Origin of the sequence: Microbacterium sp. NPDC008134 (assembly GCF_042957055.1) — a bacterium.
In the GTDB taxonomy this organism is placed as follows: domain Bacteria; phylum Actinomycetota; class Actinomycetes; order Actinomycetales; family Microbacteriaceae; genus Microbacterium.
Window position 1 is genome coordinate 82,658 of record NZ_JBIBHO010000003.1, and the last position, 14,807, is coordinate 97,464.

Below are 14,807 nucleotides of genomic sequence, written 5' to 3' on the forward strand. Positions count from 1 at the left end.
GGTCAAGGAAGACACTAGGAGCGGGCGGCAGGGGCGACGATGGGTGGAACACTCATCCTCGAAGCCCCGCTGTATGCGGTCGACACATCACCCCGCTTCACCCCGGAACCTAGACTCGCAACATCACCCGGAGCGCGGACCACCGGTCCCCCGAGCGCGAGGAGTACCGATGCCCTACACCGATTCCGCCGATGTGCGCCTGTACTACGAGGTCTTCGGCGAGGCCGACGCCCCCGTGCTCGTATTGATCTCGGGCGGCGGCGCGCAACTTCTCAGTTGGGACGAGGAGTTCATCGGGCTCCTCACCGCCGGCGGCCTGCGGGTCGTGCGCTTCGACAACCGCGACACCGGCCTGTCGCAGCTCTTCGGCGGGGCCGACGACGTCGACGGCGGTTACGACCTCATCGATCTGGCCGAAGACGTGCTGCGCGTGCTCGATGAGCTCGGGGTCGCGCAGGCCCACGTGGCCGGGCACTCGATGGGCGGGATGATGGCGCAGATGCTCGCGATCCGGCATCCGGAGCGCATCCTGAGCCTCGGGCTGCTGTCGACCATCCCCGGGCAGTCGCGCCGCTGGGTCGCGCACGGCGAGCGCCCCGAGCTCGCGGAACCGCCCGTGCGCATCACCCGCGAGCAGGCGGTGGCGTTCACCCGGGCCGCGCTCGAGGCCGCGCCGGCCGGGCGCTTCGACCCCCAGATCGAGTGGCACGTGCGCGCGACGGGCGAAGCCTACGACCGCGGCTACTACCCGGAGGGGTTCTCCCGGCAGTGGGCGGCGCTGAAGCGTGCGCCCGAGCGGCTCGAGGATCTGAAGGCCGTGACCGCGCCCACGTTCGTCTTCCACGGTCGCGACGACGACGTGCTGCACTGGGCATCCGCCGTCGACATCGCCGAGGCGATCCCCGACGCCGAACTGCAGGTGCACTCCGGCATGGGGCACCTCATCGCCCACGAACTGTGGCCCGAGTTGGCCGCGGGTCTGCTGCGCACCGCCGCCCGCGCAGAGGAGCGACGCCGACCGGTCTGATTCGAGGACCGCCTGATTTGAGGACCGCGGCGCTCATGCTCGACACTGAAGTCACGCGCCTGTCGGCGCCGTCCTCCCCCGAAGGGACGAAGATGCCCGAGCACGATGCCGCCATCGCCTCGCTCCTCGATGCGGCCCACGACCCCGAACTCGTCGGTCCCACCGGTGTCAGCGACGCCATCCGCGCCCTCGGGGCGAGCGAAGCGGATGCCGCGCTCCTCGCCGAGCGCGTCGCCCGCATCCAGCGCGAACTGTCGCGGCTTCGACGCCGCGAGCACGAGCTCACCGCGCTCTTCTCCAGCGCCCGAGAGCTCGCCGAACTGCGCGACAGCGACGCCGTGCTCGCCCGCCTCGTGCAGCGCGCCCGCGAGATGATGGGCGTCGACCTGGCCTACCTGTCGGAGTTCGACCCCGACACCTCCGAGCTACGGGTGCGCGAGACCAGCGGGTCGGTGAGCGCGTCGTTCCAGCAGTTGCGGGTGCCGCCCGGACGGGGCCTCGCGAGCGTCGTGGTCGAGTCGCGCACCGCGCAATGGGTCGCCGACTACACCGCGTACACCGAGGACCGCCATGACACGGGCATCGACGACGCCGTCTCGGCCGAGGGTCTCGTGTCGATGCTCGGCGTGCCGATGCTCAGCAGCGACGACGTGCTCGGCGTGCTGTTCGTCGGCAACCGTGAGACCAAGGAGTTCTCCCCCGACGAGGTCGCCCTGCTCTCGGCGCTCGCCGACCACGCCTCGGTGATCCTGCAGACGACGCAGACGCTGCGCGAGCTGCAGGAATCGGAGGATGCCAGCCGCCGCACCCTCGAGAGCCTCACCGCGCACCTCGTCGAACGCGACCGCGCGAACACCGTGCACCAGGAACTCGTGCAGGCCGTGCTCGCCGGCGGCGGATTCGGCCCGGTCGCCGAGACACTCGCCTCGGCCCTCGGCCGCGCGGTCGCGATCATCGACGCGCAGGAGAACGTGATCGCCGCGGCGGGCCTGCCACTGGCACCCGGGATGCTGTCGCTCGACGAGCCCGTGCGTGCTGCCCTCGCCGAGAGCCGACGCCACGGGCACTGCGTTCCGGTCGCCGGAGCGGGGGTGCGCGCCGTCTCGGCCCTCACCGCCGGCAACCGGCACTTCGGTGCGCTGCTCCTCGGCGACGGAGCCTTCGAACTCGGCGCCGTGGACCTTCGCACCATCGAGCGTGCAGCCCAGGTCGGTGCGCTGCTCGAGCTGCAGCAGGAAGCGGCATCCGGGGCGGACCACCGCGTGCGCAGCGAACTGATCGCCGACCTGCTCGACGACGTTCCCGAGCGGCGCTCCGACGTCGAGCGGCGGGCGCGGCGCCTCGGCGTCGACCTCGCGACCCTCGACTCACTGCTGCTGCTGGCGGTGCCGGGTGACCAGCAGACCGCGGCGGCGCGCGCCGTGGTTCGCTCGCTCGACGACCGCGCGCTCGTCGGCGAGTACCGCGGGTTCGTGGTCGCGGCGCTGTCGGGCGACCGGGGGCCCGTCGACCCGGAACGGCTGCGACGAGAGGTCGCCTCGGCGATCCAGGAGACCGTGACTGTCGTCGTGCCGCCGCCGGCGAAGGGGCCGTTGCCCTCGGCGTTCCTCGCGGCCCGGCGCACCGCGCGCCTGCTCGCTGCCCTCGAACTCGCCGACATGACCGCGCGGGTCGAGGACTTCCTCCCCTACTCGGCCGTGCTCGACACCGACGCCCAGGGGCTCTCAGCGTTCCTGCGCGACACGATCGGCGCGGTGCGGCAGTACGACGCCGAGCGCAACGCCGACCTGCTCGGCACCCTGCGGGCGTTCGTGCGCAACAACGCCAGCCCGACCCGCACGGCCCGCGCCCTGAACTTCCACACGAACACGATCCTGCAGCGCCTCGACCGCCTCGACCACGTGCTCGGGAGCGGATGGCGCGACGACGAGCGGATGTTCCGCATCGGCATCGCGGTACGCCTCGACGAACTGCGCGAGAAGCTGCAGGGCCCGGTCGCCTAGGTTCCGCGGGGCGGGGCCCTTCGACAAGCTCAGGGACCCAGTTCCTTGGCGCCGCGCACTGGGTCGCTGAGCCCACCCACTGGGTCGCTGAGCCTGTCGAAGCGCCCCCACGCGCAACAGCGGAGGAGAACTCCTCCCGAAAGGCCCCCGCGACCTACCGGTCGGCCTCCGCGTCGAAGGCCTCGGCCCCGGTCTGGGGGAAGGGGTGCGGGCCGCGCGGACCGAAGACGAGAACGAGTTCGGCGACGGCATCCGATTCGTTGCGCACGCCGTGCTGCATGCCCTCGGGTGCGTAGAAGGCATCCCCCACCCCGAGCGTCCGCCGATCCGACCCCGACGTGATCACGACCTCGCCGCGCGTGACGATGTACATCTCATCGGAACTGTTCGGCGAGCAGCTCGTCGGGTCGTCGTCGAGGTGGTGGTGCTGCCCCTCCTCCGCGCCGGGTTCGAGGCGGTACATCATGACCGAAGTCGGCAGCGACGTCGTCTGCTGGAAGTACCACTCGATGCCGATGCGGCCCTCGCCGTGGTACAGCTCCCAGTCGTGCTCGTTGTCGCCGCGTTTCTGCACGCGCATGATCGAACCCTTTCGAAGTGGGACCCTCAGCTCCGGTACAGCACCGGCATCGATTCGAGGAGCTTCTGGGTGTACGGATGCTGCGGAGCGTTCATGACCTGCTCGCCGGTGCCCTCCTCGACGACCCGGCCCTGGTGCATCACGGCCACCCGATGGGCGATGTGGTGCACGACCGAGAGGTTGTGGGTGATGAAGAGGTACGTGACGCCGGTGTCCTTCTGCAGCTGCACGAGCAGGTTGAGCACCTGCGCCTGCACCGACACGTCGAGCGCGGAGGTGGGCTCGTCGAGCACCACGAACTCGGGCTCGGCGGCCATGGCCCGCGCGATCGCGATGCGCTGGCGCTGGCCACCCGAGAACTCGTGCGGGTAGCGGCCTGCGGAATCCATCGGCAGACCCACGCGGTCGAGCGAGTCGGCGATGCGACGGCGGCGCTCCTTCTGCCCGACACCGGCGGCCACGAGAGGCTCGGCAATCGACCGGGCGACCGTGAAGCGCGGGTCGAGGGAGTCGTTGGGGTCCTGGAAGACCATCTGGATGCGGCGACGGTGCTGGCGCAGGGCGCGACCGCGGATGCCGGTGACATCGGTGCCGTCGAACTCGATCGTGCCGAGCGTGGGCTTGCGCATGAGCAGGATCGCGCGGGCGAGCGTGCTCTTGCCCGACCCGGACTCTCCGACGAGACCGAGAGTCTCGCCACGGGGCACGTTGAGGCTGACATCGTCGAGCGCGGTCATCTGGTTGTCGCCGTGGCCGAAGCGCTGGGTGACGTTCTTCACCTGCAGCACGTCGTCGGGAAGACCCGTGTCGGAAAACGCGGTGTCGGTCATGAGGCCTCCTCGAGCACGGCGGGAACGCTGTCGAAGTCGTTGACGGCGGGGATGACGGCGAGCGGCGAGCGCACGGGCACCGAAGGGCGCGGGATGCTCTCGAGCAGCGCTCGGGTGTACGGATGCTGCGGGTTCTCGAGCACGCGGCGGGCGGAGCCGGTCTCGACGACCTTGCCGCGGTACATCACCGCGATGCGCTCGCAGAGCTGCCCGATGACGCCGAGATCGTGGCTGATGAACAGCACGCCCATGCCGGTCTCGTCGCGGAGGCTCTTGATGAGGTCGAGGATCTGCGCCTGCACCGTCACGTCGAGCGCGGTGGTGGGCTCGTCGGCGACCAGCAGGTCGGGACCGGCGGCGACGGCGATCGCGATGACGACGCGCTGGCGCTGACCACCGGAGAGCTGGTGGGGGTAGTAGTTCAGGCGCTTCTCGGCATCCGGCATCTGCACGAGCTGGAGGATCTCGAGGGCACGGGCGCGGGCCTGCTTCTTGTCGGCCTTGCCGTGGATCTGCAGCACCTCGGCGATCTGGGCGCCGATGCGCATGCAGGGATTGAGGGCCGACATCGGCTCCTGGAAGACCATGGATGCCTTCACTCCGCGCACCTGGGCCCAGTCGCGCTCGGTGGCGTCGTTCATGTCGGAGCCCGCGACGTCCATGCTCGCGGCGGTGACGCGGGCGGAGTCGGGGAGCAGCCCCATCATTGCGAGCGCGATGCTCGACTTGCCGCTGCCGGACTCGCCGATCACACCGACGATCTCGCCCTTGCGCACGCGCAGCGAGACGCCGGAGACCGACGGCGGGGCGGCTCCGTAGGCGATGCTGAGGTCTTCGACGCGGAGGGCGTCGGTGGCGTCGGTCATTCGCGACTCGCTTCTGTGGTCGGGGCGGAGGAAGGAGGGGATGCCCCGGCGCCTCCGGAGAGGGAGGCGCCGGGGCGAGGTGTCACTGCGTCAGCCAGGCCTGGTCGAGGCCCGAACGCGAGTAGAACGCGTCGTTCTCGTAGCCGTGCAGCTTGTTCGCGTCCCAGACCTCGAAGTAGACCGGGACAGCGGCCGGCACGAACTCGAGCGCCTGCTCGGCCGTCTCGGTGGCGAGCTGGTCGACGAGGTCGGCGTATTCCTCGGGCGAGGTGGCTGCCTTCGCCTGCTGGAGCAGCTCGCGCGCCTTCTCGGCGTCGGGGTTGCCGTCCCAGTGGTTGTAGACGCCGCCCTCGAGCAGCACCGGCTCCAGGTAGAACACGGCCGACGCGCGCGGGCTGCCGGGGATGGCGACGAGGTCGGTCCAGGACTCGCCCGTGGTGAAGATCGGGGCGATCTCGGCCAGCGGGGTCGCCTTGAGGTTCAGCGTGATGCCCGCCTCGGCGAGCTGCTGCTGCATCATCTCGTAGACCGGGTGGTGCGCCGCCGCGACGTCACCCATGTAGCTGAGGGTGATCTCGGGGTTGGGCTCTCCGGCTTCTTCGAGCAGACGCTTCGCCTCGTCGAGGTCGCGCGAGTAGTACGGCAGGTCGGCGGTGTCGGGCGCACCCGGGTCACCGGCCGGCGGCACGAACGAGACGCCGGCGTTGCCGAGCATCGCGGTCTCGACGAGGGCCTCGCGGTCGAGGGCCAGCGAGAACGCGCGACGCACGTTGACGTCGGCGAGCGGTCCCTGCTCCGGGTTGATGTAGATCGCGAGGTTCTGACGGAACGCCGCGTCACCGAGCGTGAAGCCGGAGGATGCCGCCTGCTGGGCGAGGCTGCCGTCGATGAACGACGCGGCCTGCACGCTGCCCTGCTGCACGGCGGCGAGCAGGGTGTTCTCGTCGGGGTAGAGCTCGAAGACGATCTTGTCGAGATAGGGCTCCTCGCCCCAGTAGTTCTCGTTCTTCTCCATCGTGATCGAGACGCCCTGGTTCCACTCGGTCACCTGGTAGGCACCGGTGCCGGCGGTGGTGGTCTGGCGCTCCTCCTCGGTGGCGTTGCCGTAGCCCTCTTCGCTGACGATGAAGAAGGTCTGGCGCGCCGAGACCGCGTCGAGGAACGTGCCGTCGGGCTGGCTGAAGTGGAAGGTGACCTCGTAGTCGCCCGTCGCCTCGACGCTCTCCATGCTCGAGAGATACGTCGCGTTCGAGCCGCCGTCCTTGCGGGTCTCGAAGGAGTAGACGACGTCGCCCGCGTCGAACGGGCTGCCGTCCGAGAAGGTGACGTCGTCGCGCAACTGGAAGACCCAGGTCGTGTCGTCGGTCTGCTCCCACTCGGTGGCGAGCGCGGGCTCGATGGTGCCGTCGTCGTCGCGGGTGAGGAGCGTGTCGTAGGCGATCGAGTCGATCACCTCGGCGGCGATGGCCGAGGCGACCATCGGGTCGATGCCGCCGGCGGAGGGCTCGGCGGGGACACCCCAGGTGAGGGTGCCGCCGGCGACGGGGTCACCGGCATCCTGCTCGCCTGTTCCGGTACCGCCGCCGGACGTGCATCCGGCGATCGCCAGGGTCGCGACGGCGAGTGCCGCCGCCCCTGCCCAGTGTCGTCTGTTCATACCTCTACTCCGTTCGGGTGTGCTGCGTGGATGTGGTGGTGCGGTCGGGGGCCGCCGGGCCGCGGCGCTTCGTGCGCCCTCCCAGCGAGAAGGCGGGTTCGCGCCGCGGGGCGAGGTAGTCCTGCATGCCGTCGGCGAGGAGGTTCCACGCGGCGGAGAGCAGGATGATCACCAGCGAGGGCAGGATGATCAGCAGCGGCTGCAGCTGCATGAAGCGGGTGAACTCGCTGATCATGCGGCCGGCCGAGGGCTCGGGCGCCTGCACGCCCTGTCCGAGGTAGCTCAGCGCCGCCTCGATCAGAACGACCTGCGAGGCCACCGAGGCGAACTGCACGAACAGCGGAGTGAGCACGTTGGGCAGCAGGTGCTCGACGATCACGCGCGCCGGGCGCACACCGCTGAGGGTCGCCGCGAGCACGAAGTCCCGCTCGCGGAGGGCGATCACCGGCGCCCGCATCACCCGCGCGAAACCGGGGGCGAACACGAGGCCGAGCGCGAGGATCAGCGGCCACGGCCCGTTGCCGATCACGACGCCGACGACGAGGGCGACGAGGATCGCCGGAAGGGCGAGCACCGCGTCGACGACGCGCATGATGACGGCATCCACCCATCCGCCGACGTACCCGGCCACGAGGCCGAAGAAGGTGCCGATCACCGCGCCGAGCAGCGCGGCCGCTCCCGAGATGATGAGGCTCGTTCGGGCGGCGAGCGCGAGACGGGTGAACGTGTCGCGGCCGAGGTTGTCGGTGCCGAGCGGGTGATCGAGGCTCGGGGCGGCGAGCGCCGGGCCAGAGGCGACGAACGGATCGTGCAGCGGCCACAGCGTCATCCAACCGGCGAGGATCAGGATGACGCCGAGGATGCCGGCGCCGCTCCAGAACGCGGGGCCGAACTTGCGGCGGCTCGGACGCTTGCCCGCGACCTTGGCGAGGGCGAGTTCTCTTGTGACGGTCATCGCGTGTGCACCCTCACTCGGGGATCGATCAACGGATACAGCAGGTCGACCACGAAGTTGATCACGACGTAGACGACACCGATCAGCAGCACCGTGGCCTGGATGATCGGATAGTCGGACGAGCGGATGCCGGTGAGCAGCAGCGAGCCCATGCCCGGCAGCGAGAACACCGCCTCGATGACGACGGTGCCGCCGACGAGGGCCGCGAGCTCGATGCCGATGACGGTCGTCACGGGGATGAGCGCGTTGCGCAGCGCGTGCCGGCCGACGAGCCGCGAGGGCGAGGCGCCCTTCGCCCGTGCGGTGCGCACGAAGTCCTGACCGAGGGTGTCGAGCAGGGTGCCGCGCGTGTACCGGGCGACGATCGCGGCGAGCACGATGCCGATCAGCAGGGCGGGGAGGATCAGCACCCCGATCGCCCGCAGCGGGTCGTTCGCCGCCCCCGCGTAGCCCACCAGCGGAAGCCGGAGGGTGAGCGAGTTGATCAGGATGAGCACCGTGCCGAGCACGAACGGCGGGGTGGCCAGCAGCACGAACGACAGGCCGCGCACGACGTGGTCGGGGAGCCGGCGCCAGCGGGTCGCGGCCAGCACGCCGGCCGGGATGCCGAGCACCGTACCGAACACGGTCGCCATCACCGCGAGGGTGAGGCTGAGCGGAAGGCGCGTCGCGATGAGTGTCGACACCTCGCCCGGAACGGTGATCGCCCGGCCGAAGTCGCCCTGCACGACCCCGAGGAGCCAGGAGAAGTACTGCGTGATCCAGGGCTGGTCGAGGCCGAGCTCGGCACGCAGCGCCTCGAGCTTCTCGGGGTCGGGGTTCGCCGGGTCGACGAACGCGGCGAGCGGGTCGCCCGGGATGATCCTCACCATCGAGAACACGATGATCGAGAGGATGAAGAGAACGAACAGCGACGAGAGGATGCGCTGGATGATGTAGCGGGTCACCGTCGTGTCACTCCCCCGTGCTCGTCGCGTGGCGGCGTCCGCCCGCTGTCGCGTACGTGCGGGGTCCGAGAACGGAGGGTGTCGTCGATGACATGGCGGTCACGCTACTCAGCGCGAGACGGCGACTGTACGGTGCGGCAGCCCAGGGGAACGGTCGCATGATGGGCGAAACCTCCATAGCAGGGACGGGAGAAGGACACGGCGGGAGGGGGTACCGCCGGCATCCGGGGTCAGACGGCCATCGAATCCGCGGCGGCGAACTCGCTCAGGTCGTCGGTGGATTCGCCGTCGAGCGCGAGCTCGGCGAGCACACGTCCGAGGGCGGGCGTGAACTTGAATCCGTGACCGGCGGCGAGCCCCACGATGATGTCCGGGTGCTGCGGCAGCGCGCTGAGCACGAACCGGCGGTCCTTGGTGAGCGCGTACTGGCAGGTGACCGTGCGCAGCTCGGGACCCGATCCCGGGATCACGTCGTGCATGAAGCCGGTGAGCTGCTCGATGAGCTCGGGTGAGGGGACGAACGACCGGTTCTCGGGCGTCATCCGATTCTCCGACACGTCACGGGCGGCCTTGATGGTCGGCTCGCCGTAAGTCGGGAACCCGTAATAGCACTGGTCGTCCTCCCAGATCCAGACGGGGAAGACCGAACGGTCGTAGTTCTCGGGCTCGGCGGGGCGGAAGTAGCTGACCTGCTCCTGCATGATGTCGAGCGGGATCGTCGCGCCGAGCGGGTCGAGGAGCGTGTTCGTCCAGGCATCCGTCGCGAGGATCACCTTGCCGGCGCGGATGTCGCCGTTCGACGTGTGCACGATCACGCCGTCACCGTCGGGCGTGAGGCTCTCGACCGCGGTGCGGTCGCGGATGTCGGCGCCGTGCACGCGGGCGCGCATCTGCAGAGTCGCGACCGTGCGGGCGGCGTGCGCGATGCCCGTGTCGGCCGTGTAGACGGTCTCGACGTTCTCGGGAACGCGGAACTGCGGCCAGCGGGCCTGCACCTCGGCGGGCGAGAGCAGCTCGTGCGGGACGTCGCACTCGGTGAGCGCGGTGGTGAAATCGGATGCCGAGTAAGGGCCGTCGGAGGGGATGAGGATCACGCCGCCGGTGATGGTGAGCAGACGCTCGCCCGACTCGGCCTCGAGGTCGGCCCAATCCTTGTACGCGGACTGGGCGAGACGCACGTAGGCGCTGGATCCGTACGAGGTCCGCACGATGCGCGAGGTGTCGTGCGAGGCGCCCCGCACGTGACCGAGCTCGTACTGCTCGAGCGCGACCACCTTCGCTCCACGACGGGCCAGGTGGTAGGTGGCGGCGCTGCCGAGCGCTCCCATCCCGACGACTGCGACCTCGAACGACTCCATGATGCTCCGTCTCTTGTGCGCCCGGGCACTCCACGCGGGCTGTTGTCGTTCAGTGTGGATGCCGCCGCGGGGCCACTGCTATGGGGCGATGTCCCATGTTGTCCGCACAGCAATGTGCGGACAGTACGCATCGGACCCCGCATGTGACGGTCGGCGGCATCCGACGTTTCCAGCACGTTTCCGCGGCGCGCGGCGGGCCCTTCGACAAGCTCAGGGACCCAGTTCTCAAGAATGAGCCGCTGAGCCACTACTGGGTCGCTGAGCCTGTCGAAGCGTCCCGCCCCGCACTCACTGGGTCGCTGAGCCTGCCGAAGCGTCCCGCCCCGCACTCACTGGGTCGCTGAGCCTGTCGAAGCGTCCCGCCCCGCAGAACGCGAGAGCCTCGGCAGGTCCGCACCCCGCTCCTCCATGAGCGCGATCTTCTTCGCCCGACTCCACCCCTGGATCTGCTTCTCACGGAAGAACGCGGCATCGACGGTGTCGAACTCCTCGGCGTATACGAGAGAGACCGGCCGTCGCGCGCGGGTGAAGTGCGCCGAGCGATCGTCGTCGTTGTTGTGCTCCCACACCCGAGAGTCGAGATCGCCGTTCGTGCTGCCGGTGTAGAAGCATCCGTCGTTGCAGCGGAGGATGTACGTCCAGGCCATGGGCCATTGTCGGATGCTTCGGCGTCGTGCGGTTCGCACCTGGGGATAACTCACGGGGCGGGACCCTTCGACAGGCTCAGGGACCCAGTTTCAGGGCCGCAAAAACTGGGTCGCTGAGCCTGTCGAAGCGTCCCCCCACGAGAAACACCACCGCGGGGCGGGACCCTTCGACAAGCTCAGGGACCCACTTCAGAAACTGGGTCGACACCGCATCGCGCGGCGGGGCCCTTCGACAGGCTCAGGGACCCAGTTTCAGAGCCACGCACGACGAAGCCCCCGCAGACACTGTCTGCGGGGGCTTCGCCGGTCTCGGTAGCGGGGGGTCTACTTCGAGACGAGCTCCGACGGGAGGTCCTTCGCCGCGGCGACGGCACGGTGCTGCCGCACGGTCATGGTGAGGATCGCGCCGAGGATCATGATGCCGCCCGTGATGTAGAGGGCGACGGTGGCGACACCGGTCGTGTCCTTCACGAAGCCGATCAGGTACGGCGCGGCGAAGCCCGCGAGGTTTCCGGTCGAGTTGATCAGCGCGATGCCACCGGCGAGGGCGGTACCGGCGAGCATCGAGGTCTGGAAGCTCCAGAAGATCGCGGGGATCGACAGGGCGCCTGCGTTGGCGAGGCAGAGGCCGATGATGCCCCAGACCGGGTCGGTGCCGGCGATGATGCAGATCACGAAGCCGGTGGCGCTGAGCAGGAACGCGGCGGCGATGAACTTGCGGCGCTCTCCGGCGCGGTCCGACAGGTACCCGAACGTGACCATCGAGATGATCGCTGCGAGGCTCGGCAGGGCGCTGAGGAAGCCGATCTGCACGGTGTCGGTGATGCCGAGGTCGCCGATGAGGGTCGGCAGCCAGAAGCTGATGCCGTAGAGGGCGAAGTTGTAAGAGAAGTACACGGCGGTGAGCAGCCAGATGAGCTTGCTGGTGAAGACCTTGCGCAGCGGCGTCTCGGCTTCATCGACGCGTTCGGCGGAGAGGAGCGATCCGAGACGGTCGCGCTCGGGCTCGGTGAGCCAGGTCACCTTGCGGTAGTCCTCCTGCAGGAAGAAGAGGATGACGATACCGAGCAGCACGGTCGGGATGGCCTCGATCACGAAGAGCCACTGCCAACCGGTGTGGCCCCAGACGCCGTCCATGCCGCTGAGGATGAAGCCCGAGACCGGGCCGCCGATGAGGCCCGACGAGGCGAGGGCGATGTAGAAGATGCCCCAGGCGCGGCCGCGGCGGCTGGCCGGGAACCAGTGCGCCATGTAGAAGAGGATGCCGGGGATGAAGCCGGCCTCGGCGACACCGAGCAGGAAGCGCAGCAGGTAGAACATCCACTCGCTGTCGACGATGAACATGAGGCCCGAGATGAGGCCCCACGTGATCATGATGCGCGCGATCCACTTGCGCGCGCCGACCTTGGCGAGGATGAGGTTCGAGGGGATCTCGAAGATGAAGTATCCGATGAAGAACAGGCCGGCGCCGAGGCCGTAGACCACATTCGAGAAGCCGAGATCGGCGCTCATGGTGGCCTGGGCGTAACCGATGTTCACGCGGTCGAGGTACGAGAGGAAGAAGCCGAGCATCGCGAGCGGAAGCACGCGCAGCATCACCTTCCGGAAGAGCTTGTCGTCGTTGACGGTCGTCATGAGGGTCCTTCGTCGGTTCAGAGGGGGTTCGGGTGTCGGGTGAGGGGGGAGGGTCGGCGAGGTCAGCCGATCGGGAGCGGTGCGTAGACGCGCTGCGCCGTGTCGTGGAAGACCGCACGCTGTGCGGCCGGGTCGAGCTCGGCGAGGATTGTGCGGTACCCGTCGATGAGCGCGGGGAGGGTCGTGAACATGCCGTCGACCGGGAAGTTGCTCCCGAACATCACTCTGTCGGCGCCGAAGATGCGCACGAGGTCGAGGATCGGTCCACGGTTGGACTCGACGGTCCATGGAGCGCCGCCGACGCAGAGGCCGGATGCCTTGATCACGACGTTCGGAGCCTCGGCGATGTGCTCGAGGGCCGAACGCCACGCCGCGAGCGTCTCGTCGTCGCGGTCGGCGAGCACACCGGCGTGGTCGATGACGAGCGTCGTGTCGGGGAAGTCGTCGACGAGACGACGCGCTTCCGCGAGATTCCACCACGGAGTCTGCAGATCGAAGTGCAGGCCGTGCTCGCTCAACCGCGCGTATCCCTCACGCCAGACGTCGTCGCTGAGCAACGAGCGCACGCCGGCTGCGGCCTCTGCCGTCGATGCCGCACCGCCCGGCTTGTGCCGCACGCTCTTGACCGCGGCGACGGAGCCGAGCGCGGCGAGCTCGGCCGCGGCATCCGCATCGTCGAGCCGGGCCTGGGCCACCATCGATCCGGGCACGCCCGAGGTCTCGCGGTAGCGCTCGACGAGCGCGACCTCGGCGAGGCCGCCGCCGGGCGTCCACTCCGCCTCCATGTAGACCGAGGCGACGATGCCGGTGCCGGCGATGTCCCGGAGGTAGTCGGCGGGCAGGTAATCGTGCTTGATCGCTTCGTAGTCGCCGTAGCGGTGGGCGACGCGTCCCTCGGGGGCGAGCCAGGGGTGCTGCCCGAGCGAGAGGTCCCACACGTGATGGTGGGCGTCGACGATAGGGCCGTCGTAGAGGTCGTCAGGCATGAACCGCCGCCTTGCGCACTCCCCGACCCTCGAAGTCGATCGACAGCGAACCGATCAGATAGATCGCGGCGCACACCGCGAGGTAGATCAGCACGGCGGTGTAGCCGCCGGTGAACTGCACGAGGAGTCCGGCGACGATCGGCACGACGATGCCGGCCGAGGTGCCGGCGAAGTTCATCACACCGCCGACGACGCCCACGCGCTCGGGCTTGGCGAGACGACCGGGGATCGTCCAGTACAGACCGCCGAAGAGGTTGAAGAACACTCCGACGCAGAGCAGAGCCACGGCGGTGCCGGCGTCGCTGACGAACGGCAGTGCCGCGAGCGCGAGGAGGCTGAGCGCACCCGATCCGCCGAACAGCAGCTTGAACGCGCGGTTCGGGTTCATGCGCTTCTGCAGCGCGTCGGCGAGGATGCCGCTGAGGATCTCACCCGCCGCACCGCACAGGAAGATGAGGAAGGTCGCGAAGCCCATGGCCGAGAGGTCGAGGCCACGGGCCTGTGAGAGGTACGTCGGGCCCCAGGTGACGAGTCCCCAGAACACCATGGCCCAGCCGATGCGGCCGACGACCATCCAGAACACGGTCGCGCGACTCATGCCCGGCGCTTCGGCCTTCGGGCGCTCCTCGACCTCGCCGGCGTCGATGAGCTTCTCCTCGGCGCGGTTGACGAGGGGGTGCTCGGACGGGTGGTTGCGGATGAACAGCGCGACACCGATTCCGATGACGACGGTCGCGAGGCCGATGATGATGAACGACCAGCGCCACGAGCCGGTGGCGGTGATGAGGCCGGTCACGACGAGCGCGCCGAGGGCGGATCCGAGCGGCGCACCGGAGTCGATGAGGGTCACACCGGTCGAGCGGTTCTTCGCCGGGAGCCACCGGGTGACGAGCTTGTTGGCGGAGGGCATGTACGGCGCCTCGAACGCGCCGAGCCCGAGGCGGCTGAGCACGAGCATCACGGCGTTGACGGCGAGACCGGCGAGCGCGGTGAAGGAGCCCCAGATCACGGCGGCGACGCCGATCACGCGGCGCGGGCCGAAGCGATCGGCGGCCGCGCCGCCCGGGATCTGGAACAGGCAGTACGTCCAGAAGAACGCCGAGAGGATGACGCCCTGCACGGCGGGCTCGAGCAGGAACTCGGCGCTGATCGTAGGGAGGGCGACCGAGAGCGACGCGCGGTCGATGCAGTTGATCGTGTAGAAGACGAACAGCACGACGATGACCCACCAGCGGATCCTCGTCGGGCGAGCGGTACGGGCGGCGGTGCCCTGTTCGGCGGTGGTCATCGATGATCCTCGGAGTGTCGGGTGAGCG

At 69.4% G+C, this 14,807-nt stretch carries 13 protein-coding genes; 2 read left to right on the forward strand and 11 right to left on the reverse strand.

What is annotated here, in order from left to right; all coding sequences use genetic code 11:
- Positions 1–169: 169 nt before the first annotated feature.
- Together ACFY9N_RS13880 and ACFY9N_RS13885 are read left to right on the forward strand one after the other, a co-directional pair.
- On the forward strand, positions 170–1,027 hold the full coding sequence (locus ACFY9N_RS13880; RefSeq protein ID WP_391479333.1) for an alpha/beta fold hydrolase: 858 nt from the start codon (positions 170–172) through the stop codon (positions 1,025–1,027).
- Between the two features lie 35 nt (positions 1,028–1,062).
- Positions 1,063–3,030, forward strand: a complete 1,968-nt coding sequence (locus tag ACFY9N_RS13885) for a helix-turn-helix domain-containing protein (protein WP_391479335.1) — start codon at positions 1,063–1,065, stop codon at positions 3,028–3,030.
- A gap of 154 nt (positions 3,031–3,184) precedes the next feature.
- On the opposite strand, the gene ACFY9N_RS13890 is transcribed toward ACFY9N_RS13885, so the two are convergent.
- The 11 genes from ACFY9N_RS13890 to ACFY9N_RS13940 all read right to left on the reverse strand — a co-directional run bounded on the left by ACFY9N_RS13890 (position 3,185) and on the right by ACFY9N_RS13940 (position 14,779).
- Complete coding sequence (locus ACFY9N_RS13890; protein WP_391479336.1) at positions 3,185–3,610, reverse strand: cupin domain-containing protein; 426 nt, start codon at positions 3,608–3,610, stop codon at positions 3,185–3,187.
- Positions 3,611–3,636: 26 nt separating this feature from the next.
- A complete protein-coding gene (locus ACFY9N_RS13895) occupies positions 3,637–4,440 on the reverse strand; it encodes an ATP-binding cassette domain-containing protein (RefSeq protein WP_391479338.1) in 804 nt (267 codons plus the stop codon).
- A complete protein-coding gene (locus ACFY9N_RS13900; protein WP_391479340.1) occupies positions 4,437–5,306 on the reverse strand; it encodes an ABC transporter ATP-binding protein in 870 nt (289 codons plus the stop codon). The genes ACFY9N_RS13895 and ACFY9N_RS13900 overlap by 4 nt, the downstream gene beginning before the upstream one ends.
- 82 nt (positions 5,307–5,388) lie before the next feature.
- On the reverse strand, positions 5,389–6,963 hold the full coding sequence (locus ACFY9N_RS13905; RefSeq protein WP_391479341.1) for an ABC transporter substrate-binding protein: 1,575 nt from the start codon (positions 6,961–6,963) through the stop codon (positions 5,389–5,391).
- A gap of 4 nt (positions 6,964–6,967) precedes the next feature.
- The gene (locus tag ACFY9N_RS13910) at positions 6,968–7,918 is read right to left on the reverse strand and encodes an ABC transporter permease (RefSeq protein WP_391479342.1); all 951 of its coding nucleotides are present in this window, start codon (positions 7,916–7,918) and stop codon (positions 6,968–6,970) included.
- Positions 7,915–8,865 (reverse strand): ABC transporter permease, encoded by a 951-nt coding sequence (locus ACFY9N_RS13915; protein ID WP_391479344.1) that lies wholly within the window; start codon positions 8,863–8,865, stop codon positions 7,915–7,917. The genes ACFY9N_RS13910 and ACFY9N_RS13915 overlap by 4 nt, the downstream gene beginning before the upstream one ends.
- 230 nt (positions 8,866–9,095) lie before the next feature.
- A complete protein-coding gene (gene solA / locus ACFY9N_RS13920; RefSeq protein ID WP_391479345.1) occupies positions 9,096–10,223 on the reverse strand; it encodes an N-methyl-L-tryptophan oxidase in 1,128 nt (375 codons plus the stop codon).
- A gap of 329 nt (positions 10,224–10,552) precedes the next feature.
- Entirely contained in the window at positions 10,553–10,870 is a 318-nt protein-coding gene (locus tag ACFY9N_RS13925) for a GIY-YIG nuclease family protein (protein ID WP_391479346.1), read from the reverse strand.
- Between the two features lie 324 nt (positions 10,871–11,194).
- Positions 11,195–12,505, reverse strand: a complete 1,311-nt coding sequence (locus tag ACFY9N_RS13930; protein ID WP_391479348.1) for an MFS transporter — start codon at positions 12,503–12,505, stop codon at positions 11,195–11,197.
- A gap of 62 nt (positions 12,506–12,567) precedes the next feature.
- Positions 12,568–13,491, reverse strand: coding sequence for an amidohydrolase family protein (locus ACFY9N_RS13935; RefSeq protein ID WP_391479349.1), 924 nt, complete (start codon positions 13,489–13,491; stop codon positions 12,568–12,570).
- Positions 13,484–14,779, reverse strand: coding sequence for an MFS transporter (locus ACFY9N_RS13940; protein ID WP_391479350.1), 1,296 nt, complete (start codon positions 14,777–14,779; stop codon positions 13,484–13,486). The genes ACFY9N_RS13935 and ACFY9N_RS13940 overlap by 8 nt, the downstream gene beginning before the upstream one ends.
- Between the last annotated feature and the right edge of the window lie 28 nt (positions 14,780–14,807).

What these genes read in the sequence shown, in the direction of transcription:
- ACFY9N_RS13880 (WP_391479333.1), top strand. Translation starts at nt 170, where the DNA reads ATGCCCTACACCGATTCCGCCGATGTGCGCCTGTACTACGAGGTCTTC.
- ACFY9N_RS13885 (WP_391479335.1), top strand. Translation starts at nt 1,063, where the DNA reads ATGCTCGACACTGAAGTCACGCGCCTGTCGGCGCCGTCCTCCCCCGAA.
- ACFY9N_RS13890 (WP_391479336.1), bottom strand. Translation starts at nt 3,610, where the DNA reads ATGCGCGTGCAGAAACGCGGCGACAACGAGCACGACTGGGAGCTGTAC.
- ACFY9N_RS13895 (WP_391479338.1), bottom strand. Translation starts at nt 4,440, where the DNA reads ATGACCGACACCGCGTTTTCCGACACGGGTCTTCCCGACGACGTGCTG.
- ACFY9N_RS13900 (WP_391479340.1), bottom strand. Translation starts at nt 5,306, where the DNA reads ATGACCGACGCCACCGACGCCCTCCGCGTCGAAGACCTCAGCATCGCC.
- ACFY9N_RS13905 (WP_391479341.1), bottom strand. Translation starts at nt 6,963, where the DNA reads ATGAACAGACGACACTGGGCAGGGGCGGCGGCACTCGCCGTCGCGACC.
- ACFY9N_RS13910 (WP_391479342.1), bottom strand. Translation starts at nt 7,918, where the DNA reads ATGACCGTCACAAGAGAACTCGCCCTCGCCAAGGTCGCGGGCAAGCGT.
- solA (WP_391479345.1), bottom strand. Translation starts at nt 10,223, where the DNA reads ATGGAGTCGTTCGAGGTCGCAGTCGTCGGGATGGGAGCGCTCGGCAGC.
- ACFY9N_RS13925 (WP_391479346.1), bottom strand. Translation starts at nt 10,870, where the DNA reads ATGGCCTGGACGTACATCCTCCGCTGCAACGACGGATGCTTCTACACC.
- ACFY9N_RS13930 (WP_391479348.1), bottom strand. Translation starts at nt 12,505, where the DNA reads ATGACGACCGTCAACGACGACAAGCTCTTCCGGAAGGTGATGCTGCGC.
- ACFY9N_RS13935 (WP_391479349.1), bottom strand. Translation starts at nt 13,491, where the DNA reads ATGCCTGACGACCTCTACGACGGCCCTATCGTCGACGCCCACCATCAC.
- ACFY9N_RS13940 (WP_391479350.1), bottom strand. Translation starts at nt 14,779, where the DNA reads ATGACCACCGCCGAACAGGGCACCGCCGCCCGTACCGCTCGCCCGACG.